At 63.8% G+C, this 24761-nt stretch carries 22 protein-coding genes and 1 CRISPR repeat array; of the genes, 8 read left to right on the forward strand and 14 right to left on the reverse strand.

Annotated features, from left to right (window positions below; all coding sequences use genetic code 11):
- Nucleotides 1–5: 5 nt before the first annotated feature.
- Entirely contained in the window at nt 6–296 is a 291-nt protein-coding gene (cas2, locus tag KWO_RS21305) for a CRISPR-associated endonuclease Cas2 (RefSeq protein WP_005927092.1), read from the forward strand.
- A gap of 188 nt (nt 297–484) precedes the next feature.
- A CRISPR array of direct repeats spans nt 485–3813; the repeat unit is 31 nt; unit sequence GTCGCGCCCTCACGGGCGCGTGGATTGAAAC.
- A 129-nt stretch (nt 3814–3942) separates the two neighbouring features.
- On the opposite strand, the gene KWO_RS21310 is transcribed toward cas2, so the two are convergent.
- From KWO_RS21310 to KWO_RS21325, 4 genes are all read right to left on the reverse strand, one after another.
- Nucleotides 3943–4497, reverse strand: a complete 555-nt coding sequence (locus KWO_RS21310; RefSeq protein WP_017113404.1) for a RodZ family helix-turn-helix domain-containing protein — start codon at nt 4495–4497, stop codon at nt 3943–3945.
- Nucleotides 4498–4602: 105 nt separating this feature from the next.
- Nucleotides 4603–4896, reverse strand: a complete 294-nt coding sequence (locus tag KWO_RS21315) for a LysM peptidoglycan-binding domain-containing protein (RefSeq protein WP_010380009.1) — start codon at nt 4894–4896, stop codon at nt 4603–4605.
- A 100-nt stretch (nt 4897–4996) separates the two neighbouring features.
- Nucleotides 4997–5812 carry an NADPH-dependent 7-cyano-7-deazaguanine reductase QueF gene (gene queF / locus KWO_RS21320; RefSeq protein WP_017113405.1) on the reverse strand — a complete coding sequence of 272 codons (816 nt, stop codon included), beginning with the start codon at nt 5810–5812 and terminating at the stop codon, nt 4997–4999.
- A gap of 158 nt (nt 5813–5970) precedes the next feature.
- On the reverse strand, nt 5971–7287 hold the full coding sequence (locus KWO_RS21325) for a M20 family metallopeptidase (protein ID WP_010363731.1): 1317 nt from the start codon (nt 7285–7287) through the stop codon (nt 5971–5973).
- Nucleotides 7288–7545: 258 nt separating this feature from the next.
- On the opposite strand from KWO_RS21325, the gene KWO_RS21330 reads away from it, so the two are divergent.
- From KWO_RS21330 to KWO_RS21355, 6 genes are all read left to right on the forward strand, one after another.
- A complete protein-coding gene (locus tag KWO_RS21330; protein WP_017113406.1) occupies nt 7546–8790 on the forward strand; it encodes an efflux RND transporter periplasmic adaptor subunit in 1245 nt (414 codons plus the stop codon).
- A 94-nt stretch (nt 8791–8884) separates the two neighbouring features.
- On the forward strand, nt 8885–12133 hold the full coding sequence (locus KWO_RS21335; RefSeq protein WP_010380018.1) for an efflux RND transporter permease subunit: 3249 nt from the start codon (nt 8885–8887) through the stop codon (nt 12131–12133).
- Between the two features lie 115 nt (nt 12134–12248).
- A complete protein-coding gene (locus KWO_RS21340) occupies nt 12249–15377 on the forward strand; it encodes an efflux RND transporter permease subunit (protein ID WP_010380021.1) in 3129 nt (1042 codons plus the stop codon).
- 306 nt (nt 15378–15683) lie between these two features.
- On the forward strand, nt 15684–15869 hold the full coding sequence (locus tag KWO_RS21345; RefSeq protein WP_017113407.1) for a hypothetical protein: 186 nt from the start codon (nt 15684–15686) through the stop codon (nt 15867–15869).
- A 115-nt stretch (nt 15870–15984) separates the two neighbouring features.
- On the forward strand, nt 15985–16200 hold the full coding sequence (locus KWO_RS21350) for a VOC family protein (protein ID WP_017113408.1): 216 nt from the start codon (nt 15985–15987) through the stop codon (nt 16198–16200).
- Between the two features lie 83 nt (nt 16201–16283).
- Nucleotides 16284–16613 (forward strand): VOC family protein, encoded by a 330-nt coding sequence (locus KWO_RS21355; protein WP_010380023.1) that lies wholly within the window; start codon nt 16284–16286, stop codon nt 16611–16613.
- A gap of 46 nt (nt 16614–16659) precedes the next feature.
- Here KWO_RS21355 and hglS read toward each other — a convergent pair whose 3' ends face one another.
- The 8 genes from hglS to KWO_RS21395 all read right to left on the reverse strand — a co-directional run bounded on the left by hglS (nt 16660) and on the right by KWO_RS21395 (nt 22648).
- Complete coding sequence (gene hglS / locus KWO_RS21360) at nt 16660–18027, reverse strand: 2-oxoadipate dioxygenase/decarboxylase HglS (protein ID WP_017113409.1); 1368 nt, start codon at nt 18025–18027, stop codon at nt 16660–16662.
- 175 nt (nt 18028–18202) lie between these two features.
- Nucleotides 18203–18820, reverse strand: coding sequence for a hypothetical protein (locus KWO_RS21365; RefSeq protein ID WP_017112508.1), 618 nt, complete (start codon nt 18818–18820; stop codon nt 18203–18205).
- Nucleotides 18821–19033: 213 nt separating this feature from the next.
- Nucleotides 19034–19672, reverse strand: a complete 639-nt coding sequence (locus KWO_RS21370) for a hypothetical protein (RefSeq protein ID WP_017113663.1) — start codon at nt 19670–19672, stop codon at nt 19034–19036.
- A gap of 170 nt (nt 19673–19842) precedes the next feature.
- Nucleotides 19843–20592 carry an HAD family hydrolase gene (locus KWO_RS21375; RefSeq protein WP_010363742.1) on the reverse strand — a complete coding sequence of 250 codons (750 nt, stop codon included), beginning with the start codon at nt 20590–20592 and terminating at the stop codon, nt 19843–19845.
- 37 nt (nt 20593–20629) lie between these two features.
- Nucleotides 20630–21037, reverse strand: a complete 408-nt coding sequence (locus KWO_RS21380) for an EF-hand domain-containing protein (RefSeq protein WP_026112116.1) — start codon at nt 21035–21037, stop codon at nt 20630–20632.
- Between the two features lie 244 nt (nt 21038–21281).
- The gene (locus tag KWO_RS21385; RefSeq protein ID WP_010363744.1) at nt 21282–21623 is read right to left on the reverse strand and encodes an EF-hand domain-containing protein; all 342 of its coding nucleotides are present in this window, start codon (nt 21621–21623) and stop codon (nt 21282–21284) included.
- Nucleotides 21624–21849: 226 nt separating this feature from the next.
- The gene (locus KWO_RS21390) at nt 21850–22227 is read right to left on the reverse strand and encodes a membrane protein (protein WP_010380034.1); all 378 of its coding nucleotides are present in this window, start codon (nt 22225–22227) and stop codon (nt 21850–21852) included.
- A 223-nt stretch (nt 22228–22450) separates the two neighbouring features.
- Nucleotides 22451–22648, reverse strand: a complete 198-nt coding sequence (locus KWO_RS21395; protein WP_010380036.1) for a CPXCG motif-containing cysteine-rich protein — start codon at nt 22646–22648, stop codon at nt 22451–22453.
- Between the two features lie 159 nt (nt 22649–22807).
- Between KWO_RS21395 and KWO_RS22740 the strand changes: the two genes are divergently transcribed.
- Nucleotides 22808–22954: a hypothetical protein gene (locus tag KWO_RS22740; protein WP_017121793.1), complete on the forward strand. Its 147-nt coding sequence runs from the start codon at nt 22808–22810 to the stop codon at nt 22952–22954.
- An 11-nt stretch (nt 22955–22965) separates the two neighbouring features.
- Here the strand turns inward: KWO_RS22740 and KWO_RS21400 are convergent, their stop codons facing one another.
- Entirely contained in the window at nt 22966–23712 is a 747-nt protein-coding gene (locus KWO_RS21400; RefSeq protein WP_010380038.1) for a M15 family metallopeptidase, read from the reverse strand.
- Nucleotides 23713–23803: 91 nt separating this feature from the next.
- A complete protein-coding gene (locus KWO_RS21405; protein WP_010380040.1) occupies nt 23804–24610 on the reverse strand; it encodes an N-acetylmuramoyl-L-alanine amidase in 807 nt (268 codons plus the stop codon).
- Nucleotides 24611–24761 lie beyond the last annotated feature (151 nt).

The following is a 24761-nucleotide window of genomic DNA, read 5'->3' on the forward strand; positions in this document are numbered from 1 at the left end:
GCCCCATGATGATTCTTGTCAGCTACGACGTCAGCACCAGTTCTCCCGGCGGCGAGAAGCGCCTGCGCAAGGTCGCCAAAGCCTGCCGTGACCGTGGCCAGCGCGTGCAATTCTCGGTCTTCGAGATCGAAGTCGAGCCTGCCCAATGGACTGAATTACGGCAGCAGCTATGCGACCTGATCGACCCGGCCCTGGACAGCCTGCGGTTCTATCACCTTGGCGCGAAATGGGAGACCCGCGTGGAGCACATCGGCGCCAAGCCCAGCCTGAACCTCAAAGGCCCACTGATTTTTTGACGCGAACCCCAAGCGCCCCATAAAAACCGGGCAGGTTCGCAGTCTCCTCAAGCAACTGATTTGCAACAAAAAAATAAATAGACAGCGGATTCACGGGGCCGCATGACGACTTCTCGACTGCTTTTTTCAGCAAGTCCGCGCAATTGCCCGTGTTTTAGCAACGATGGCAAACACTTATGCTAAGGGGGGTCGCGCCCTCACGGGCGCGTGGATTGAAACAGGCAAATGCTTGCCTGGCGATGGTCAGTGCGCGTCGCGCCCTCACGGGCGCGTGGATTGAAACCCTCTGTGGATCTCGCTCGCTATCGGCCTCCTGTGTCGCGCCCTCACGGGCGCGTGGATTGAAACTGCCAGGGCGCGCACACTCTTCCTGTCTAGACGCGTCGCGCCCTCACGGGCGCGTGGATTGAAACCACCACCAATCGACTACACACGCCGACCGGTGCAAGTCGCGCCCTCACGGGCGCGTGGATTGAAACAAGCATGGCGATGTGGTTCGCGACTTCCGCGTGCGGGTCGCGCCCTCACGGGCGCGTGGATTGAAACGTCAGGTAAAGGGTCTGCTCTGCCTTTGCATACAGGGTCGCGCCCTCACGGGCGCGTGGATTGAAACAGGCATACACAGGAAACTAGGGATAAAATAAGTGCGTCGCGCCCTCACGGGCGCGTGGATTGAAACTTCACCTAGGCTCCTACCCCACCGCTGACCTGGCCGTCGCGCCCTCACGGGCGCGTGGATTGAAACGCTCCTCCACAGCCTTAGTTGAGTCATGGCATAGCGTCGCGCCCTCACGGGCGCGTGGATTGAAACCAGTTCTACGCAGAACACGAAACAATGACGACATGTCGCGCCCTCACGGGCGCGTGGATTGAAACCTTTAGCAGGCGTTCACCACTCTCTTGATCATATGGTCGCGCCCTCACGGGCGCGTGGATTGAAACCTGGTGTGTCTGTCTACCTTGGTAAGAGTTGGCGTCGCGCCCTCACGGGCGCGTGGATTGAAACCAAGTCCACCTTGTCATAACCGTACCGATTCGCACCGGTCGCGCCCTCACGGGCGCGTGGATTGAAACAACCAACGCAAGTCTTCCGGGGCGTCTGGATCTGCGTCGCGCCCTCACGGGCGCGTGGATTGAAACCTGAAGCCCTGCCAGGTTACGTACCTTCCGAAGGGAGTCGCGCCCTCACGGGCGCGTGGATTGAAACCAGTCCTGAATAATGTCCTCATGCCCAATGAACTGGTCGCGCCCTCACGGGCGCGTGGATTGAAACCCTTGCGTTCGCCTGTCTTTGGGTCTCCCGTCCAGTGGTCGCGCCCTCACGGGCGCGTGGATTGAAACAGATTTTGGCGGTGCATCTGTTGTACTCCCTCTGCGTCGCGCCCTCACGGGCGCGTGGATTGAAACTGGGCATTGGACAACCATCAGCCCCTATGCAAGCGTCGCGCCCTCACGGGCGCGTGGATTGAAACCCACTGTGGCAGGGCCTTGACATAACCGGGGAAGCGTCGCGCCCTCACGGGCGCGTGGATTGAAACAGTACAGGTCACTGCATAGTGCCTACTGCAGTACGGGTCGCGCCCTCACGGGCGCGTGGATTGAAACCAATATGGAGAGTTCCTGATGGACTACCTAGTTGAGTCGCGCCCTCACGGGCGCGTGGATTGAAACTCGCCAGAGAGCCTTACCAGCGAACTTGCCGTGGGTCGCGCCCTCACGGGCGCGTGGATTGAAACAAGGTAAGCACAATGTGGTTGAGCAAGATCTGTCCGTCGCGCCCTCACGGGCGCGTGGATTGAAACTTAGCAAGCATGCCAACGTAGAGGTGGGCCTGAAGTCGCGCCCTCACGGGCGCGTGGATTGAAACTTAGCACCACCAGCAAAGCGGGCTAGCTGATACTGTCGCGCCCTCACGGGCGCGTGGATTGAAACAGGCACTGCACTGTCCCAGCCATTGGGGCCCTTTGAGTCGCGCCCTCACGGGCGCGTGGATTGAAACTGGCGGATTAGCTCCCCCTTAGCTGTATCCACGTAGTCGCGCCCTCACGGGCGCGTGGATTGAAACACAAAATAAGGAGGCCCTATGGCCGAGCAAAAGTCGCGCCCTCACGGGCGCGTGGATTGAAACTTTGTCGGCTTTTTCAGCAAGGGCAAGCAGGAGACGTCGCGCCCTCACGGGCGCGTGGATTGAAACGAGCTATGCGTGTTCGAACCAGTGCCAGTACACAGTCGCGCCCTCACGGGCGCGTGGATTGAAACAGCAATGTGGATTCGCAGGCTGGCGGCTCGTTACAGGTCGCGCCCTCACGGGCGCGTGGATTGAAACTGGGAGACTGTCAGACAATAAGCTGGTGCTGACGGTCGCGCCCTCACGGGCGCGTGGATTGAAACTGCAGGATGCACAGAACCACCAAGCATGGATGCAGGTCGCGCCCTCACGGGCGCGTGGATTGAAACCTAAGTGATAGCGAAGAATGCAGGCGGCTGACCTAGTCGCGCCCTCACGGGCGCGTGGATTGAAACGTGTACACATCTGCCGCCCCTAGGTCCGCAGAGGCAAGTCGCGCCCTCACGGGCGCGTGGATTGAAACAAGACTTGGTACTTTGACGAGAGTGCAGAGGGGTGGTCGCGCCCTCACGGGCGCGTGGATTGAAACAAGACTTGGTACTTTGACGAGAGTGCAGAGGGGTGGTCGCGCCCTCACGGGCGCGTGGATTGAAACACTCTTTTGTACCAGCAGCGCATCATTCTGCGCCAGTCGCGCCCTCACGGGCGCGTGGATTGAAACCTGTGCTGCATGGCGCACGCGAGATTGCAGAGTTGTCGCGCCCTCACGGGCGCGTGGATTGAAACTTTGTCAAACATGGTAGCGGCCTCCGTTGGTGTAGGTCGCGCCCTCACGGGCGCGTGGATTGAAACACCTTTGCAACCCTTACCAGCATACAGGCCGATGTCGCGCCCTCACGGGCGCGTGGATTGAAACATCCCCATCCTCGTTTTGTGTGGCCGGTGCGGGCCGGTCGCGCCCTCACGGGCGCGTCGATTGAAACGTCTCGCTGGCGACGTTCTGGCTGCTGCTGCCCACCGGGTCGCGCCCTCACGGGCGCGTGGATTGAAACTCCTCCGGAGTCATGGTTGCATCCCCGGCTTGGCGGTCGCGCCCTCACGGGCGCGTGGATTGAAACGTTTCCAAGGTCGCAGCCAACGTCACCCGCATCATGTCGCGCCCTCACGGGCGCGTGGATTGAAACGTTGATCAATATGGCTCGGCTGCGGAAATAGTGGATGGTCGCGCCCTCACGGGCGCGTGGATTGAAACAGGCACGAAGGCGCCCGGCGTAGCCTCGCGCTCAAGTCGCGCCCTCACGGGCGCGTGGATTGAAACTGGTCTGCGTACCCGAACAAGAAGGGCCGGCAAGAGTCGCGCCCTGCCGGGCGCGTGGATTGAAACAACGGCCCGTTGATGATTCGGCACGTGGCGCAGGGTCGCGCCCTCACAGACGCGTAGATTGAAACACTTTAGACTCGCCCGCCAGCCGGACGCTGACCAGGTGCAGGTTGGAGACGCTTGAGGCCTGCATGTAGCACGGATCAATACGCACGCAGATCAAAAATTGGGCTCCGTCCATCAACGCTTGAGCACCATTATTTGACGATGATCGTCTGAGGCGTGCCTGCAAGCTTCCCGTCCACCATCACCTGCGCGGTGTAGGTGCCGGCCGGCCAGCCATCGGGCTTGCTGAAGCTCAGGTTGGTGGTTTCGGCACCGGTGGTGTTCAACGTCGCGTTCTGTTCGCCGGCCACCTGGCCATCCTGGTAGGCCAGCTTCGCCGACAGGGCCACGTTGCTCGCGCTGCCGTCGGTCTTGACCGAGACGATGATGGTGTCTTTGCTGCCGACACTGGTGGCCGGCGTCACCGTCTTGTCGGCTGCGGCCTGGGTGCCGACGGCCACGCTGGAGACCGTCACTGCACTACCCGTCGCAGCGCCGCCATCGGTGCTGGCCGCTCCGGTGGCGCTGCCATGGGCAGCCTGATCGCTCGCCGGCGGGGTGGCAGCCGGGCCGGGCATCGCGTTGGTCGGGGCACCGGAAGTGGGGTCCTTGGAAACGCTGTCGTCGTCGGCCTTCTTGCAGCCAGCCACTGCGAGAACGCCGGCCAAGGCGAGGGCCAAGCTGCTCGATACAGAGGTAATACGCATAAATCGATTCTCCGATAGCCAGAACATCTGCAGTCGCCGTGTTCAAGTGGGTTTCTAGGTTTGGTTGAATCGTGTCGCCGCCAACGACTGGAAGCCGGCCTGCGATTACGACTTTGCAGGCAGGCGCAGTACCTGCCCGGGGAAGATCTTGTCCGGGTCCTGCAGCGTTTCACGGTTGGCTTCGAAAATACGTGGCCACAAATTGCCGTCGCCCAGATGGCGCTTGGCGATACTGGAAAGGCTGTCGCCAGCTTGCACGGTGACCGATTCTTCAACGCGTTGCGCGGTGCTTTGCACACTGGTGCGCACATTGGAAAAATCGGGCGCGGGCGTCACCGCAGCGGTACTGTCGACCGACGAGGTGACGTTGGAAAAATCTGCTTTCTTGTCGACACTCATTGCTGCAATCCCTGTGCATCGCGGTGTCAGCAGGGTGCGCGGGGCGCCGTTAAGCGTGGATCGCGCCACTGTGAAGCTGGCGCGATTCCATCAGTGGCGCTTACTGGCGCAGGTCCCGAAAAAAAGACAGCGGCGTCGGCACGCTCGGCGAGCTGCGCAGCGGATTGATGTCCAGGCCGCCACGGCGCGTATAACGGGCCTCGACTACCAACCACTCCGGTGCGCACTGCGTCAGCACGTCATTGAAAATGCGCTCGACGCATTGCTCATGAAATTCGGCGTGGTCGCGGAAACTCACCAGATAGCGCAGTAGCCCTTCGCGGTCGATCGGTGCGCCGCGGTAACGCAGGGTGACGCTGGCCCAATCGGGCTGACCGGTGACCGGGCAGTTGGATTTGAGCAGGGCAGAGGTCAGCACTTCTTCCACCACGGGCTGGGCGTGTGCGGCGAGGTACGCGGCATTTGGCGGGCCGTAATCGTCGATGCTGACATCCAGCGCATCGATCGATTCACCCTCGCCTACCGCGTCGATCGGCGGCAGGCCGAATTCCACCGCCACATCGGCACCCGCGCGCGTGGACAGATCGGTGGCAATACGGGTACGCACCGCTTCGGCGCTGTTGAAGCGGGTGGCGTTGAGCGAATTGAGATACAGCTTGAGCGATTTGGATTCGATCAGCGCCGGCGAGTCGCACGGCACATGCAAGGTGGCGGTGGCCACGCAAGGCTTGCCTTGCGCATCGAGCCAGCTGAGTTCGTAGGCATGCCAGCGATCGCGGCCGATAAACGGCAAGTCGCCGCTCAGCCCGATCGCCTCGCGCCCGGCCGCACGCGGAATCGGAAACAGCAACGACGGGTCGTAGCCGCTTGGATAGGCGACCTCACGACCGAGGGTGGAATCTTCTGGGGTATTCATCTGCCCATTTTAGGCCGCACGGGCTGGCCCTGAGGTGTATGGGCAGGCGCATCGCGGAGCCAACGAACCACTTGCAGTTCACCGCGCGTACCCAATCACCCCGCACCGCCGCAGGAGGAGGGAATCGCCGAGCCCGCAGACGATTCCCTATTCCCGATTCAGCCCGCTTCACCCTGATGCAGATAATCCAGCGACACCTGCAGCAGCGCGCGCAAGCCCACATCCAGCGACGACTCGTCCAGCAGGAACTGCGGCGAATGGTTGCTGGGCGCGGTGGCCGGGTCGATGCCCTTGGCGGTGGAGCCGACGAAGAAGAACATCGACGGCACCTGCTGGGCGTAGAAAGAGAAATCTTCCGCGCCCATCTGCAACGGCGGTTCGTACACATTGTCGGCGCCCACCACGGCCTGCAGGCTGGGCAGCATCTTGGCGGTCAGTGCGGGGTCGTTGACGGTGGCCGGGTTGCCTGGCTGATCCGGCACCTGCGCCTCGACCTTGGCCCCATGCGCGGCGGCGGTGTGTTCGGCCACGTTCTTGAGATCGGCAAAGATCTGCTGGCGCATGCCTGCGTCGAAGGTGCGGATGGTGCCGACCATTTCCACATCGTCGGGGATGATGTTGTAGCGGATGCCGCCCTTGATCGCGCCGAAACTGAGCACGGCCGGCTGCTTGGACAGGTTGGCGCGACGGCTGATCACCGTTTGCGCGGCGCCGATCATGTCGGCGCTGGCCACGATCGGGTCGATGCCGTTCCACGGCGCCGAGCCATGGGTCTGGCGGCCGATCATCTTGATCGCGAAGCGATCCGACGCCGCCATCAGCGGGCCGCCGCGCACGGCGATCTTGCCGGCCTGCACGCTGGAGAACACATGCAGGCCGAACACCGCCTGCGGCTTGAAGTCGGCAAACAGGCCTTCCTTCAGCATCAGCGAGGCGCCGCCCTCTTCGTTGCCGGGCGCGCCTTCTTCTGAAGGCTGGAAGATCAGCATCACTTCGCCCGGTAACTGGTCGCGCATGCCGACCAGCGCCTCGGCCACGCCGAGCAGGATGGCGGTGTGGGCGTCGTGGCCGCAGGCATGCATCACCCCAACCTGCTCGCCGCGGTAATCGGCGGTGGCCTTGGAGGCGAACGGCAGCCCGGTCTGCTCTTTCACCGGCAGCGCGTCCATGTCCGCACGCAGCGCGATCATCGGGCCGGGCTTGCCGCCCTTGATGATGGCCACCACGCCGTGATGGGCGATGCCGGTGCGCGGCTTGAGGCCCAACTTGCGCAGCTGCGCGGCCACCGTGGCGGCGGTGCGCTCTTCGCGGTTAGACAGCTCGGGGTGCTGGTGGAAGTTGCGGCGCCATTGCACCACCTTGGCCTGCAGCGGGGCGGCGGCGGCCTGGACTTCGGGCCGTTGCGCGGTCTGCGCAGCGGCGAGCGTGGGCAGGGCGAGCAGCAGCGCGCTGGTCAGCAGACGGGAGGGGCGCATCGGCAATCCTCGAAAGGTGGTTTCTTAATGTAGTGCAGGCGCGCGCCGGATGGGCTGCAGTGGGGCCCGATTCAGCCCGGCGGTCAACCGCGGTAGCCGTGGCGCGTTGCCGCTGCAGTGCAAGTGTGAACGTTGCGGCCGTTTCGCCGGCCGAGCCGTTACTTCAGTAACGTTCAATCGGTAGAGCGCAACGATATGCTTTGCACAGCCGCCCCACGGTCGCACCCACGCGCCCGGCCCGCCCTCAGGAGTTGTCGCATGTCGCGTTTTTGGAAGATCACACCGCTGGTTGTAGCGGTGTTTGTCGTGGTGTTCGTCGCAATGCGGATGATGGGTGGGGGCAATCATGGCAAGCGCGCAGGCGCGCCGGACGGCAATGACCCGGACAACAGCGGCCCGGTCCCGGTGACGGTGGTGGCGGCCTCCACGCAGGATGTGCCGGTCTATGCCAGCGCGCTGGGCACGGTCACCGCGCTCAATACGGTCACCGTCAGCCCGCAGGTGGGCGGCCAGTTGATGAGCCTGAACTTCAAGGAAGGCCAGGAAGTGAAGAAGGGCGATCTGCTGGCGCAGATCGATCCGCGCACGCTGCAGGCCAGCTACGACCAGGCGTTGGCGGCCAAGCGCCAGAACCAGGCGCTGTTGGCCACCTCGCGGGTGAATTATCAGCGTTCCAACGACCCGGCCTACAAGCAATACGTCTCGCGCACGGATCTGGATACCCAACGCAACCAGGTTGCCCAATACGAGGCCGCGGTTGCGGCCAACGATGCGCAGATGCGCTCGGCACAGGTGCAGTTGCAGTTCACCCGCGTCACTGCGCCGATCGACGGCATCGCCGGCATCCGTGGCGTGGACGTGGGCAACATCGTCAGCAGCAGCTCCACGATCGTCACCTTGACCCAGATCCGCCCGATCTACGTGTCTTTCAACCTGCCCGAGCGTGAGTTGCAGGCAGTGCGTACCGGGCAAACGGCGGCGCCGCTGGCGGTGGCGGCGCTGGATCGCGGCGATGCGCATGTGATCAGCAGCGACGGCAAGCTGGATGTGATCGACAACCGCATCTCCGCCGACAGCGGCACTTTCGGCGCGCGCGCGATCTTCGCCAACACCGATAACGCGCTGTGGCCGGGTCAGTTCGTCAACGTGCGCCTGCAGCTGCGCACCATCACCGGCGGCACTGTGGTGCCGACCCAATCGGTACAGCGCGGCCCTGACGGCGATTACGTCTACGTGGTGGGCAGCGACAACACCGCACAGATGCGCACCGTGGTGCAGGGCGTGGAGGTGGACGACAGCCATGTGCAGGTGACCAAGGGCCTCAAGCCCGGCGAGCGCGTGGTGACCGAAGGCCAGTTCCGCCTGAAACCGGGCAGCAAGGTCAGCGCGCTCAAGCCGGGCGAAACACCGCCGGAGCCGACCGAAGCCGAACTCAAGGCCGCGAAGGACAAACAGAGCCGTGCTGGTGGCGCCGGCGGCCGCCGTGGCGGCGGTCCGCGCTAACTCTCGACCAACGGCGACGGAACCTCCGTCGCCGATGTGCGTCGGCGCTGCATGCGCCGGCTTCGCTTGACGTCTTCAGCAAGGACACCCCCCCGTGGGCTTTTCGACCATCTTCATCCGCCGCCCGATCGCCACTTCGTTGTTGATGGCCGGCGTCCTGCTGTTAGGCATCCTGGGCTACCGTCAACTGCCGGTCTCTGCATTGCCGGAAATCGACGCCCCCAGCCTGGTCGTCACCACCCAGTACCCCGGCGCCAATGCGACCACCATGGCCTCGCTGGTGACCACGCCGCTGGAGCGCCAGTTCGGGCAGATCTCCGGCCTGCAGATGATGACCTCCGATTCATCGGCAGGTCTGTCCACGATCATTCTGCAGTTCTCGATGGAGCGCGATATCGATATCGCCTCGCAGGATGTGCAGGCGGCGATCCGTCAGGCCACCCTGCCCTCCTCGCTGCCATACCAGCCGGTCTATAACCGGGTCAATCCGGCCGATGCGGCAATTCTCACGCTCAAGCTCACCTCCGATTCGCTGCCGCTGCGCGAAATCAACCGCTATGCGGATGCGATTCTGGCCCAGCGCCTGTCGCAGGTGCCGGGTGTGGGCCTGGTGTCGATCGCCGGCAACGTGCGCCCTGCCGTGCGCATCCAGGTCAACCCGGCGCAGCTGTCGAACATGGGCCTGACCATGGAGTCGCTGCGCAGCGCGCTGACCCAGACCAACGTCAGTGCGCCCAAGGGCTCGCTCAACGGCAAGACCCAGTCATACAGTATTGGCACCAACGACCAGCTCACCGACGCGGCGCAGTACCGCGAGACCATCATCAGCTACAAGGACGGCCGCCCGGTGCGGCTTGCCGACGTAGCCAACGTGGTCGATGGCGTGGAGAACGATCAGCTTGCCGCCTGGGCCGACGGCAAACAGGCGGTGCTGCTGGAGATCCGCCGCCAGCCCGGCGCCAACATCGTGCAGACGGTGGAGCAGATCCGCAACATCCTGCCGCAGCTGCGATCGGTGTTGCCGGCCGATGTACATCTGGAGGTGTTCTCCGACCGCACCGAAACCATTCGCGTCTCGGTGCATGAGGTGAAGTTCACCCTGGTGCTGACCATTGCGCTGGTGGTGGCGGTGATCTTCGTGTTCCTGCGCCGGCTGTGGGCCACCATCATTCCCTCGGTGGCGGTGCCGTTGTCGCTGGCGGGCACCTTCGGGGTGATGGCCTTCGCGGGCATGTCGCTGGACAACCTGTCGCTGATGGCGCTGGTGGTGGCGACCGGGTTCGTAGTCGACGATGCGATCGTGATGATCGAGAACATCGTGCGCTACATCGAACAGGGCAAGAGCGGGCCGGAAGCGGCCGAAATCGGTGCCAAGCAGATCGGCTTCACCGTGTTGTCGCTGACCGTGTCGCTGGTGGCGGTGTTCCTGCCGCTGCTGCTGATGCCGGGCGTGACCGGGCGGCTGTTCCACGAGTTTGCGTGGGTGCTGTCGATCGCGGTGGTGATCTCGATGCTGGTGTCGCTGACGCTGACACCGATGATGTGCGCCTACCTGCTCAAGCCCGATGCCCTGCCCGAAGGCGAGGACGCGCACGAGCGCGCGACCGCCGCCGGCAAGCGCAATCTGTGGACGCGCACCGTGGGCACTTACGAGCGCAGCCTGGACTGGGTGCTTGCCCATCAACCGCTGACCCTGGCCGTGGCGATCGGCGCGGTAGCGTTGACGGTGGTGCTGTATGTGACAATCCCCAAGGGCTTGCTGCCCGAGCAGGACACCGGCCTGATCACCGGCGTGGTGCAGGCCGACCAGAACGTGGCGTTCCCGCAGATGGAACAACGCACCCAGGCGGTGGCCGCCGCATTGCAGAAAGACCCGGCGGTGACCGGCGTGGCCGCCTTCATCGGCGCCGGCACCATGAACCCCACGCTCAACCAGGGCCAGCTGTCGATCGTACTGAAGACACGCAGCGACCGCGAGGGCCTGGACGAGGTGCTGCCGCGCCTGCAGAAAGCCGTGGTCGGCATTCCGGGCGTGGCCTTGTTCCTCAAGCCGGTGCAGGACGTCACCCTGGACACGCGCGTGGCCGCGACCGAATACCAGTATTCGATCTCGGACGTGGACAGCAGCGAGCTGGCCACCTGGGCAGGGCGCATGACCGAGGCAATGCGCAAACTGCCCGAGCTGGCGGACGTGGACAACAACCTGGCCAACCAGGGGCGTGCGCTGGAACTGAGCATCGACCGCGACAAGGCCAGCATGCTCGGCGTGCCGATGCAGACCATCGACGACACGCTGTACGACTCGTTTGGCCAGCGCCAGATCTCCACCATCTTCACCGAACTCAATCAGTACCGCGTGGTGCTGGAAGTGGCGCCGGAATTTCGTACCAGCACCGCGTTGATGAATCAGCTGGCAGTGGCCAGCAACGGCAGCGGCGCGCTTACCGGCACCAACGCCACCAGCTTCGGCCAGGTGACCTCGTCCAACTCGTCCACGGCCACCGGTGTGGGCGCGCAGAACACCGGCATCGTGGTTGGTGCGGGCAGCATCATTCCGCTGGCCGCGTTGGCCGAAGCCAAGGTCACCAACACACCGTTGGTGGTGAGCCACCAGCAGCAGCTGCCGGCCGTCACCATCTCGTTCAATCTGGCGCCTGGGCATTCGTTGTCGCAGGCCGTGGCGGCAATTGAGAAGGCACGCGAAGCGCTCAAGATCCCGACCCAGGTGCATGCGCAGTTCGTCGGCAAGGCCGCCGAATTCACCGGCAGCCAGACCGACATCGTGTGGCTGCTACTGGCCTCGATCGTGGTGATCTACATCGTGCTGGGCGTGTTGTACGAAAGCTACATCCACCCGTTGACGATCATCTCCACGCTGCCGCCGGCCGGTGTCGGTGCATTGCTGGCCTTGATGATGTGCGGGCTAAGCCTGTCGGTGGACGGCATCGTCGGCATCGTGCTGTTGATCGGCATCGTCAAGAAGAACGCCATCATGATGATCGACTTCGCCATCGACGCACGCCGCGAAGGGGCGAACGCGCACGATGCGATCCGGCGCGCCTGCCTGCTGCGCTTCCGTCCGATCATGATGACCACCGCAGCCGCCATGCTGGGCGCATTGCCGTTGGCGCTGGGCACCGGTATCGGCTCGGAACTGCGCCGCCCGCTGGGTATCGCCATTGTCGGCGGCCTGCTGCTCTCGCAGCTGGTGACGCTGTACACCACCCCGGTGATCTATCTGTACATGGAACGCGGCGGCGAGCGGCTGCGTGCATGGCGTGCGCGACGCGCGGCGCAGCGTGACGGCATCACCGCAGCATCCACGTCGGAGCGCTCGGCATGATGACCGGTGACGTCATCGCTGTTGGGTCTGCTCGTCCTCAGCATCGTCTGCTCGCACGCAGCGTTGGCTTTCGCCGATTCCCGAATCCCGATTCCCGATTCCCGGCAGTCACCCCATGAACATCTCTGCGCCCTTCATCAAGCGCCCGATCGGCACCTCGTTGCTGGCGATCGGTTTGTTCGTGATCGGATTGATGTGCTACCTGCGGCTGGGTGTGGCGTCACTGCCGAACATCCAGATTCCGATTATTTTCGTGCATGCCACGCAGTCCGGTGCCGACGCCAGCACCATGGCCTCCACCGTCACCGCACCGCTGGAACGTCACCTGGGCCAATTGCCAGGTATCGACCGCATGCGCTCCTCCAGCTCGGAGAGCAGCAGCCTGGTCGTGCTGGTGTTCCAGAGCAGTCGCAAAATCGATTCGGCCGCGCAGGACATCCAGACTGCGATCAATGCATCGCAGTCGGACCTGCCCTCCGGGCTCGGCACGCCGATGTACTCCAAGGCCAACCCGAACGACGACCCGGTGATCGCCATCGCGCTCACTTCGGACACGCAATCGGCCGATGAACTCTACAACGTTGCCGATTCGCTGCTGGCGCAGCGGTTGCGCCAGATCACCGGCATCAGCTCGGTGGATATCGCCGGTGCCTCCACGCCTGCAGTGCGAGTGGACGTGGATCTGCGTGCGCTCAACGCGCTGGGCCTGACCCCGGACAATCTGCGCAATGCCGTGCGCGCAGCCAATGTCACCTCGCCGACCGGATTCCTGTCCGACGGCAATACCACCATGGCCATCATCGCCAACGATTCGGTATCCAAGGCCGCCGATTTTGCGCAGCTGGCGATCGCCACCCAGTCCAACGGACGCATCGTGCGGCTGGGCGATGTGGCCACCGTTTACGACGGTCAACAGGATGCCTATCAAGCTGCCTGGTTCAACGGCAAACGGGCAGTGGTGATGTATGCCTTCACCCGCGCCGGCGCCAACATCGTCGAAACCGTGGACCAGGTGAAGGCACAGATTCCCGAGTTGCGTAGCTATCTGCAGCCCGGCACCACGCTGACGCCCTACTTCGACCGCACGCCCACCATTCGCGCCTCGCTGCACGAGGTACAGGTAACGCTGATGATCAGCCTGGCGATGGTGATCCTGACCATGGCGCTGTTCCTGCGCCGGCTGGCGCCAACGCTGATCGCCGCGGTGGCCGTGCCGCTGTCGCTGGCTGGTTCGGCGCTGGTGATGTACATGCTCGGCTTCACCTTGAACAACCTCAGCCTGCTGGCGTTGGTGATCGCAATTGGCTTCGTGGTCGACAATGCGATCGTGGTGATCGAAAACGTCATGCGCCATCTGGACGAAGGCATGTCGCGCATGGACGCCGCGTTGGCTGGTGCGCGCGAGATCGGCTTCACCATCGTCTCCATCACCGCCTCGCTGGTGGCGGTGTTTATCCCGATGCTGTTCGCCAGCGGCATGATCGGCGCGTTCTTCCGCGAGTTCACAGTGACCTTGGTGGCGGCAATCGTGGTCTCGATGCTGGTGTCGCTGACGTTGACGCCGGCACTATGCAGCCGCTTCTTGTCGGCACATGCTGAGCAAGAAAAGCCCAGCCGTTTCGGTGCCTGGCTGGACCGCATGCACGACCGCATGTTGCGTGCGTACACGGTGGCGCTGGACTTCTCGCTGCGCCACGCGCTGCTGCTGTCGTTGACGCCGTTGTTGCTGATCGCTGCCACCATCTTGTTGGGTAGCGCAGTCAAAAAGGGGTCGTTTCCCGCGCAGGATACCGGCCTGATCTGGGGCCGCGCCAATTCCAGTGCCACGGTGTCGTTCGCCGACATGGTCAGCCGCCAGCGCCGCATCACCGACATGCTGATGGCCGACCCAGCGGTGAAAACCGTTGGCGCACGCCTGGGCTCCAGCCGTCAGGGATCGAGCGCATCGTTCAATATCGAGCTGAAAAAGCGCGATGAAGGCCGTCGTGATACCACCGCAGACGTGGTTGCGCGCCTGAGCGCCAAGGCCGACCGTTACCCGGATCTGGACCTGCGCCTGCGCGCGATCCAGGACCTGCCCAGCGACGGCGGCGGCGGTACCAGCCAGGGCGCGCAATACCGCGTCTCGCTACAGGGCAACGACCTGGCGCAGTTGCAGGAATGGCTGCCCAAACTGCAGGCCGCGCTGAAGAAGAATCCACGCCTGCGCGATGTCGGCACTGATGTGGACACCTCGGGCCTGCGCCAGAACATCGTGATCGACCGCGCCAAGGCCGCGCGCCTGGGCATTACGGTCGGCGCCATTGATGGCGCGCTGTATGGCGCGTTCGGTCAGCGCTCCATTTCCACCATCTATTCCGATCTCAATCAGTACAGCGTGGTGGTCAATGCGCTGCCGTCGCAGACCGCCACGCCCAAGGCGCTGGACCAGATCTTCGTGCCCAACCGAGCCGGCCAAATGGTGCCGATCACCGCCGTCGCCACCCAGGTTCCGGGCCTGGCGCCGCCGCAGATCATCCATGAAAACCAGTACACCACGATGGATCTGAGCTACAACCTGGCGCCGGGCGTGAGCACGGGCGAGGCGGATCTGATCATCAAGTCCACCGTGGACGGCTTGCGCATGCCCGACGGCATCCGCCTCAGTGGCGATAACAGTTTCAACGTGCAGCTCAGCGCCAATTCGATGGGCATTCTGCTGCTGGCGGCGGTGCTCACCGTCTACATCGTGCTGGGCATGCTCTACGAGAGCCTGATCCACCCCGTGACCATTCTGTCCACCTTGCCGGCTGCCGGCGTCGGCGCGCTGCTGGCCTTGTTCATCACCAACACCGAACTGTCGGTGATCTCGATGATCGCCTTGGTGCTGTTGATCGGCATCGTCAAGAAGAACGCCATCATGATGATCGACTTCGCGCTGGTGGCGCAGCGCGTGCACGGCATGGATGCGCGTGCGGCCGCACGCGAGGCGTCGATCGTGCGCTTCCGCCCGATCATGATGACGACGATGGTGGCGATCCTGGCCGCCGTGCCGCTGGCGGTGGGCCTGGGCGAGGGCTCGGAGCTGCGTCGCCCGCTGGGCATCGCAATGATCGGCGGGCTGGTGTTCTCGCAGAGCCTGACCCTGCTCAGCACCCCGGCGCTGTATGTGATCTTCTCGTGCCTGAGCGAGCGCTGGAAAGCACGTCGCGCACGCCGTGCCGAACGCGCTGCGGCGCGGCGTCCGGCGGCACAAGCGCACTGAGGGTTCGCCGCAATCGGTCGCACGGCCCGATTGCGGTCTTCAGAGCGTTGCGGCGCAGCGCGCAGACGCGTTCGCCTGCGTGGTGATCCATGAGTGGTCCTCGCACGTATTTGCACGCAGACACATCCGCATGCGATCCGCCCGCGCAGCAATGTCATCGGCAATCGCTGAGCGCGGCCGGTGCGCCGCGCGTGTTCAAGCGATCGCGACTACTGGACATGGGCGTGCCGGGAGTAGGCTGCGCTGGTTGCGGCGCATGCCCACCCCGGCAATGCACGCAGCGATCTCGACCTGCAACCGGACCTGATGGCCGACGACATCGGCCTGCTATGGCTGGACAGAACCGCACGCAGCACTCCGCGCCGTAGCCCACCTGCTTCCAAAGGACTGCCGATGCACATTACGCCCTATCTGTATTTTGAAGGCACTTGCCGCGCGGCCTTCGCGCACTACCGGCACGTGCTGGGCGGCGAACTGATGCTGACCACTTAAGCACAAATGCCGCCACACGCTGGATCTGACACGTCGATCGACGCTGCGGCAGCGGACCTGGTGATGCATGTGACGCTCGCTGGAGCGAATGGCCCACTGCTGATGGGGTTCGGACATGCCACCGGGCCAGCAGTTGCAGGGCGCCAAACCGGTGTCGGTCGGGCTTGGTTTCGACGATAACCTTGAGGCCGAGCGCGCGTATGCGGCGTTGGCCGAAGGCGGTCAGATCCAGATGCCGTTTGGCGAAACGTTCTGGGCCGAAGGCTTCGGCATGTGCACCGACCGCTTCGGTGTCCAATGGCTGGTCAACGGCCGTGACCGGAGCCTGTGATGACCACGCCACTTCACGCCGCAGGAGACCCCGCATGATCACGCCAATTTTCGTCAACCTGCCGGTCAGCCTTCTTCACCGCCATGGGTTTTGCGTTCAACCCGGCCTATACCGATGAGAACGCCACCTGCCTGATCCTGGGCGAGAATGTCTTTACGATGCTGCTGGTCAAACCGTTCTTCCAGGGTTTCAGCCACAAAGGTATCTGCGATACGGCAAATGCTACAGAAACCATCACGACATTGGCGGTGAGCAGCCGCGCCGAGGTGGATGCGCTAGTGAGTAAAGCCCGCGCAACCGGTGGGCGGGCCGACGGCGAAGCGAAGGATGATGGCTTCATGTATCAACACGGCTTTGCCGACCCGGACGGCCACCTGTGGGAAGTCTTCCACAGCAGCGGCGCGCCGGGCTGAGGCGACGGTGAGGCCGCGCGCAATGCAACACTGCGCGCGGCGCCGGCTACACCAGCAAGCCCTGCAAGGACTCGCGCTCCAGCTGCGCATACAGCGCGAATTCGTCGTGCACCTGCGCACCTAGCGCCTGCTCGAAACTGCGCTTGCTCGAATGCGCGGCATAGGCGCGCTGTTCGGCACCACCGAGGTTGGACTGGAAGATGCCGGCCGCGCTAACCGGCAAAAAATCTTCGTAGATGATCGGGTCGGCGCTGACCAGGCCGAGCGCAATCGCGGTTTCTGCCGGCATCGCGGCCACTTGCGCCGGGTCGGCGCGGCCGGCGTCGGTGAGCGCATAGCGGAAATACCCCAACCCTTCCTGGCGCAGCAAGGCCTCGTCATCGGGGAAGGCCACAAAAGCAGTCTGCAGACGGGTGGCGTAATCGGTGCCCGTGCTGCCGGCACCGTCGGCATCGCGCGCCTGCGCAAGCAGTGCGTCGTACAGCGCGCGGCCCTTGGGTGTCAGCGCAAGCCCGCGCTGCTCGATCTCGCCGAAGCGTGCGGTATGCGTGCCATGCTCCGGCTGCCCGTCATCGCCGACAAAACGCACCGGCTCTTCCAGCGCCTTGAAACTGGTCTGCCGCAACAGAATCGGTACACGCCGACGCGGCGGTCCTTCGATCACCGCCTTGGCATTGATGCCGGCACGCTGCATCTGTTCCTGCGCCGCATCGATATCCAGCGTGCGCGGCGTGAGGTGATTGATGTGCGGGCCGTGGAAGCTCACCACATCGGCAATCAACTTATGCGCCTCGCTCAGCGCGCGATAGGTCGGCAGCGACACCGTGGCATCGCCATGCCAGCGGAAGGTTTCCAGCGCTTCGGCGACGAACTGCTTTGCCTGGCCGGCATCCAGCCCGCCTTGTTGTGCGTAGCACTCGATCAGCTGCAAGGCACCGGCGGTAAAGATCTGCCGCTGCTGCAGGATCTGCTCGGCCTGTGCGCGCAGCGTGGCGTCTTCGATCAACTCCAGCCGCAGCAACGAGGTGAACACGCGGAACGGGTTGGCCGACAGCGCCGCCTCGTCGATCGGGCGGAACGCAGTGGAATGCACAGGCACGCCGGCCACCGACAGATCGTAATAGCCCACCGGCTGCATGCCCATCACCGCAAACAGCCGGCGCAAGGTGGCCAGTTCGGCGGCCGTGCCGACGCGGATGGCGCCATGGCGTTCCAGATCCAGCCGCGCGCGTTCGTCGTTGCGCTGCAGCCGTGCCGCCAGCGCGGGATCGGCCTGCAGCGTCTGCGCATTGACCTGGGCCACCAGCGACATCAGATCGCCGTACAACGGCACCTCGGTGCGATACATGTCAGACATCGCCTGGGCGAACGAGCTGCGGATCTGATCGGGAGAGACAAAGGCGGTATCGCGCATGGGCTGGTCTTGGCTAAGTGCCGGCCGAAGCCAGCGTTGTCGCATTCTCGCCGACCTCGCCCTGCGCCGGCCAGCTGCACGGCAGCATCGCAGGCCACCTGTTGGCGCGCAGACAGCCACGCAACACTGGCGTGCGCGTGCGCGTGCCGCTGGACGCGACGCGCGCGCGCGCGCGTTAGAGCCCGGCCTGCGCCGCCGCCTCGGCCGCTTCGCTGGCCTGGCGCGCTGCTTCCAGACGCTGCGCAGCATCGCCGAGCTGACGCCGCAGCAAGGCGTCCAGGGTGATCGGGCGTTCCCAGCGGTCGTAGCTGGCGACGATGGCGTGCCGCAGCGCGCGCATGTGCGCGTTGTCCGGCGCCACCGACAGCCGCGTGACCACGCCCTCCCAGCCATCATGATGGTCGCGGCTGTAGGCACGCACAGTGTCACGGCACGACAGCTGCACGGTCTGCGCCCAGAAACACGCGAAATAGATATCCCCCGCATGCCAGCCCTGCACGTGCAGCAGCGCCTGCACGTACTCGCGCGGCGTGCCGGTATAGCGCGCCACCTCATCGATGAAACTGGCCGGATAGCGCTGCGCATAACTGCCCATATCGGCCAGATGCTGGTCCACCCAGGCATCACCGGTGCCCGGGATCACCCTCGGCGCCGGTTCTTTCGTTGCAGCAGTTGCTGTGGAGACCGGCGAAGTCTGCGCGGCACCCAGCGCCGGCCACAGCAATGCCACCAGCAATGGCAGAGAGCGCAACACGAATGAGCGGGACGCAGGCATGCCCCGATGATGCCGCATGCGTGCGGTGCTGTCAGGCAACGGTGCATCAAGACCCGGTGGCGGGGGCGCAAGGCGAGCCGTGCGCTCAACGAGCGATGTCTGGCAAGGAAGCGCCGTTAGAGCGTCCAAAGTTCAAGATCCGGCACAGGTGTGCGCGCAATTCGCAGCAGGTGCCTCACTCTGATTTCAACCTACTGCTGTCATCAGAAACGGCGCGCAGTCTGTAGAGGTCTAGGCACCGTCGCCATCAACAGCAAGGTGCGCTGACAAGATAGTTCTGTGATATCTGCGCCCACACAATGCACGGATGCACTCCTTGCATGAGCGCGCGTTTCCGGCCCTTAGCGCAGATCGTAAACCCGAACTGGTAACCTCGCGGCAGCCGCTCAGAGCGCAGGAGCCGATGTAGCCGGGACCGACGTAACGCTGGCGCGCGTCGCGGTTTTGCGGGCTGCTGTGGGGATCCGGACCATACAGGCCATTGCCATAGTAAACCTGGCCATAGGGACGGTTGCGCGAGGCACCCAGGCGGATGGGTCCACCAAACCCTCGGTATCCCCCATAGCCCGCGTAGCGGTCGTCAGCATCGTAACGGTCGCCCATTAACTCGGCGCTGCGATCACGCCCGCTCGGTCGAGCCTGCAACCTGGCGATGCTCTCGCCCTGCGCATCGACATAGCCCTGCTCGCGATCGAAGCGCACCTTACGGAAATACAGACGCGTTTGCAGGCGCACGTAATCGCCGCCTTCGTCGTCGTCGTAAGGCTGCCCGTCACGAAAGATGACTTCGCTCGGGTTGATGATTTCGTCTTCCAACTCGGCGGCAGCCGGCGGTGCGGCGCTCGTTAGCAGCCCGAGCAATAACGCCACACCGGCACGCTGGGGCAACGGACAACATGGTCATCGGCACTCCCTCCAAGCTCGGCCGCGCACGCATGCACAGCCGTCAACATCCTGTCGTTGGGCGCATGAGGCGCCCGCGCGTTGACGTATCAAGTTACCAAACCAGTATCGCCGCAACAACGGCGACCTAATCCAGCTTAGCGCTGCTGCGCCAACGCATCCAACCCATGCACTGCTGCCGGCCAGCCGGCGGCGTCGGGCACTTCGCGCATGCGCGGTTCGTCAGCGGCCACACCATGTTCCTGCTCGTGCGCCCAGGTCACGGCATACGGGGTGTAGATGCCCCAGCCGCCGATGGCCAGCACCGGTTCCACGTCCGAGCGCAGCGAATTACCGATCATGACGAACTGCTGCGCCGGCAGATCGAATTCACCGAGCACGCGCGCATAGGTCTGCGGATCCTTTTCAGACACCACTTCCACCCGCGGAAACAGATCCGCCAGGCCGGACTGCTGGATCTTCTGCTCCTGGTGAAACAGGTCGCCCTTGGTGATTAGCACCACGGCGTAATCGGCGGCAATCGCACTGACTGCCTCGCGCACGCCGGCAATTACCTCCACCGGATGCTGCAGCGTGGCACGGCCGATCTCGACGATGCGCTGGATATCGCTGGCTGCAATGCGCGCCTGCGTCAGTTCGATTGCGGTTTCGATCATCGACAGCGTCATGCCCTTGGCGCCGTAACCGAACACCTTGAGGTTGCGCCGTTCCACCGCAAGTAGATGCTGCTGCATGCGGCTGTCGCCCAGATCCAGATAACCGGACAGGATCGCTTCGAAATCCGCTTCGGCAGTGCGGTAATAGTCCTCGCTTTTCCAAAGGGTATCGTCGCCGTCGAAGCCGACCAGTTGGATCGCCTGGCCGTCGCGTTGTGCAAGTGCGCTCATCGCGCAAGGTTAGCAGCGCACCGATCTGGCGCCGTGCTCAATCGCCTGCAGCATCGCCCGGCCCGGGCTGGTAGCTGGCGAATTCGTCGCGCGACAGACGCCCATCGCCATTGCTGTCGAAGGCGGCGACATTCTCGCGCAACACCGGATCGGCACTGGCCTCGGCCAGTGTCAGCGATCCATCGCCGTCGGTATCCAGGCTACGGAAACTGCGCGGCGCCAGGCTGCCGGCGGAGGGCGCAACGGATGCCTCGGCGCCGCTCGTGGACCCGGCGGATCTGGGTGCGTCGGCAGGCAGCAAGGGCGTGGTCGCCGGTGCCGGGGGATCGATCGGCAAGGGCGACATCGCCGGAGCGGTGCCGCCAGCGGTCGTTGGTAAAGACGGTGCAGGCGTGGCCGGCCGCAATTCGGGCGGCGCGGCAACCGCACAGCACGGAATTGCCAGCCCGACTAAAAATGCAAGACGTGAGTGCGACATGTGGATAAGCGCCCGACGCGTAACGCATCACTTTAGCGCGATAGACGTCAATAAGACGGGAGCGACCCTGGCAGATCGCTCCCGCGTGACCATCCTGTTGTTATTGCGTACTACAGCGTGTGATCGAGCGTTGGCGTGGATCAATGCCAGCGCTCTCGAAGAAATACTTCCTCTCAGAAAGGCAGGGTGTATATCGAACAAACTATCTGCATTAATTACCCTGCGAGCCGCTTGCAGCTCCACCACCCTGCTGCTTGGCGACAAACGCCTTGTACTCGTCCGGGGTCAACTTTCCATCGGCATTGCCATCGGCTTGATCAAAGATTTGCGCAAGGCCGGCATTGACCTGCGCTTCCTGCTTGCTGATGGCGCCATCGCTATCGGTATCCACGCTGGCCCAGGTCTGGCCGCCACCGGATTGCGCGGAAGTGGCCGAACTACCCGACTGCGCCGCGGCATCCTGAGAGGTGCTTTGCGCCATTGCCGGCAGCGCCAGAGCGGCAGCAAGAGAGGCGGTTGCAGCGAGCAGCGAGGTGCGGTTGCGATTCTTCATTAGGGAGGTCTCCTTGGCTTGGGAATGCGCGGTGTCGCCGCACATGGCCTTACCCTACCCATCGCAAATGAACGTCCAACCCGGCGCAATTTTGCGCAAAACATTCTTTTAACCACAGCCTGAATGTTTGCGGTTAATCGCCTGTTAGGCATAGGTGAGTCAAACCGAAGCGACTCATTCAATGCATAAATTTTTTGCGACCTGAACCGCACTTTCACCGGCGATTTCACGCACTCGGCGCGTTATCGTCCCAGCTTCCGGAACTGAACAGTTTCCAACCGAGCACCACACCGGCAAGCGCACCGGCAACCTCAAGCACCACGCGCGAGCCCAATTCGTTGGGATCGTGGATCTTGGCCAGCGCCAAGCGGGCGTACAGCGGCGATTCCAGCCGCACGATACTGGTATAGACAAGATTCCAGATGTCGTCACCGGCGCCGATGGCCACGGTGAGCAGGCAGGCAATGCCGAGCGTCTGGCCATGGTTGAACTGCATACGCCGGGCGATGCGTTCCACTGCTGCAAAGACCAGCACCCCCAGGATGAGCGCGATCAGGCCAGCCTCCAGCGAACCGAGCAGGCCGAAGTGCAGGGGCAAATTCATCGTGACGATCCTGGCAGCAGGCGCATCAGTCTAGCGGCTGCTGCGTTTGAATCCGCGCGCGCGCCGCAACACGGGCGCTGCGAACGAACTGGATGCTAGCCGCGTCGATCGCAGCCGGGCGATGTGGAGATGGCAGGCGATTGCTGGCCTCAGTCCGCTACAGGGTGCAATGCCGTCGTGCATCGCGAAAACGGATTGGCAGGGTGCCGTGGCCGCGGGTGGCTCAGGCGTCGTCCTGCCCACGCGCACTCACCTGCGCCTCGCCCTCTTCATCCCAGCGCACGCTCACCGAAATGGGCTTGCAGCAGACCTGGCAATCTTCGATGTAGTGCTGGTCGCCGCCGGTCAAATCCAACGCCAGCGTGATCCACTCCCCGCAGTACGGGCAGGCGATATCCACAAAGCGTTCCGGGTCGGACATGGCGGTTCCTTGGATCTGTCGAAGCGGGTGATCAGGCGTTGCGGGCGACACCGGCGGGTGCGACGGCAGGCTGGCACTGAAGTGTACGACTGGCGCTGTGCTGGTGCTTGCGCTGTTGCCGGCGATGCGATAGCGACACGTACTGCCCAGAGCTGACGCATGCGCACTGCATTTCTCGCGCGTCCAACCTTCGGAAAAATTGCCGGCATCCAAGGTGGCCGCTTCCGCGTTGCAATGCACACCTGCCGCAAGCCGGCTACCGAGTGCGGGCACCACCTGATGGCCGAACGCCGACGCAGCTATTGATCGGTCGCCCGTCAGTCCACCGGAACATCGTAGGCGGTGTCAGGCCTGGGCTCGGGACGAAATGTGAAATGCCACCATTCCATCGGATAGTTGGCAAACCCTTCGGAAGCCATCGCACGCAGCAGGCGCTGGCGATGTGCGCGTTGCGCTGCACTGATGTCCGGCGCGTCGGTGTGCGCACGCGCATCGAAGAAATCAAAGCCGGTGCCCATGTCTACTGCGTGGCACGCGGCCGCCTTGCACTCCAGCAAGCCCAGATCCAGGGTCGCGCCGCGGCTATGTCCGGAGGTCGGGGCAATGTAATCGCCCAGCAATGCCCGCTTGTCCACCCGCGGGTAGTACTGTGCCTTGCTCGTCTGATCCTGCACATCAGCAGCCCAGGCCACGAATGCTTTCACAGACCGCACCGGCCGATAGCAGTCGAACACTTGCAACCTGTACCCCTCTGCCTTGAGCGTGCGCGCCACCCGCGCCAACGCTTCGGCAGGCGGCCGCAGCAGATAACACCGCGGCGCGTGATATCCCGGCACCACCTGCCCGGTGAAGTTGTTGCTGCTTGCATAACGCATGTCCAATGCGATGTTCGGCGCAAGAACATGCACGTCCACAAGGCCAGCCTCTGCGGCTGTCTTTACCGAGGACACATGCACGTCGCTGGCGACCAGGACAGATGGCGCCATGGCGATCATCAACAGGACGCCTCGAAGAAGAAGCTGTCGCCAGTAGCGACCTTTCCGAAACAGCAGGTTTCGTTTCATGTTTGTTTGCTTACAGAATGCAAAGTTCGCGCGGCGGATCACGCCGTGCCTCCTTCGCAACCATACACGGCGTGGCTTGATCACCATCGGCCTAGCGGCTATCGCTTTCGATTGGCTCAAGAGCCGGTCGCGGGCTAAAAGTTCTCGCGTCTTTGGTCAACGCAGCCAGAATGCGCAGATCCTCGGCATCCAGCGTGGTGGCGCTGTTGCTGCGGTAGTGATGGTGAAACGCCTGCAAGGTGGCGGCTGGATCGTCGATGCTGTAGCCAATCAGGGCAAGCGCCTGCCATGGGTCGAAACCTTCCGGAGCTGCAGGCGCGTCGGCCGAGGGCCAGCGGCCGAAGCCGGCTTCGGCCAGGCGCTTCCAGGGAAATAACGGACCTGGGTCGTTCTTGCGCGTCGGAGCAACATCCTCGTGGCCAACAATCTGCGTGCGCGGGATACGCAGGCGTTTACACAAGTCGTCCAGCAACACCAGCAGGCTGTCGATCTGTGCCGGCGCGAAGGGCTCGCTGCCGTCGTTGTCCAGTTCGATCCCGATCGAGGCGGAATTGATGTCGGTGATGGTGCCCCAGCGTCCGGCACCGCCGTGCCAGGCGCGCTGCGCATCGCTGACCAACTGGTAGCGCTGCCCGTCATTGCCAATCAGATAGTGCGCACTGACCCGACCACCGCTGTTACGGCCGCGCAGCGTGCTCAGGCTTTGCTGCACCGAATGCTGGTCGGTGAAATGCAACACGATCAGGATAGGTCGCCGCGTGTCGTAATTGGGCGAGGGAACCCACTGCGCCAGCGGGTTGCGCTGCGGTGCGTGCGCACAGGCGCCCAGCGACAGAGCAACCAGGCAGACGGCTGCACGCAGCCAGGCCGATGACGAAAGAGGGACGCTGGGCAGCACGGATTTCTCCTGAAAAGGCCGGACGACCTGCGCAGCGTGTCCCGGCTCGGCCACGCTGCGGTCGCCGTACCATTATCCGCCGAGTTGATGCTTGCGCGGCCCTCCGCACAGGGGAGCGCCAGCAGCACGGTGGCTCGCGCCCTGAGCTGAT

The organism is Xanthomonas vasicola pv. musacearum NCPPB 4379 (genome assembly GCF_000277895.2).
GTDB classification, from domain to species: domain Bacteria; phylum Pseudomonadota; class Gammaproteobacteria; order Xanthomonadales; family Xanthomonadaceae; genus Xanthomonas; species Xanthomonas vasicola.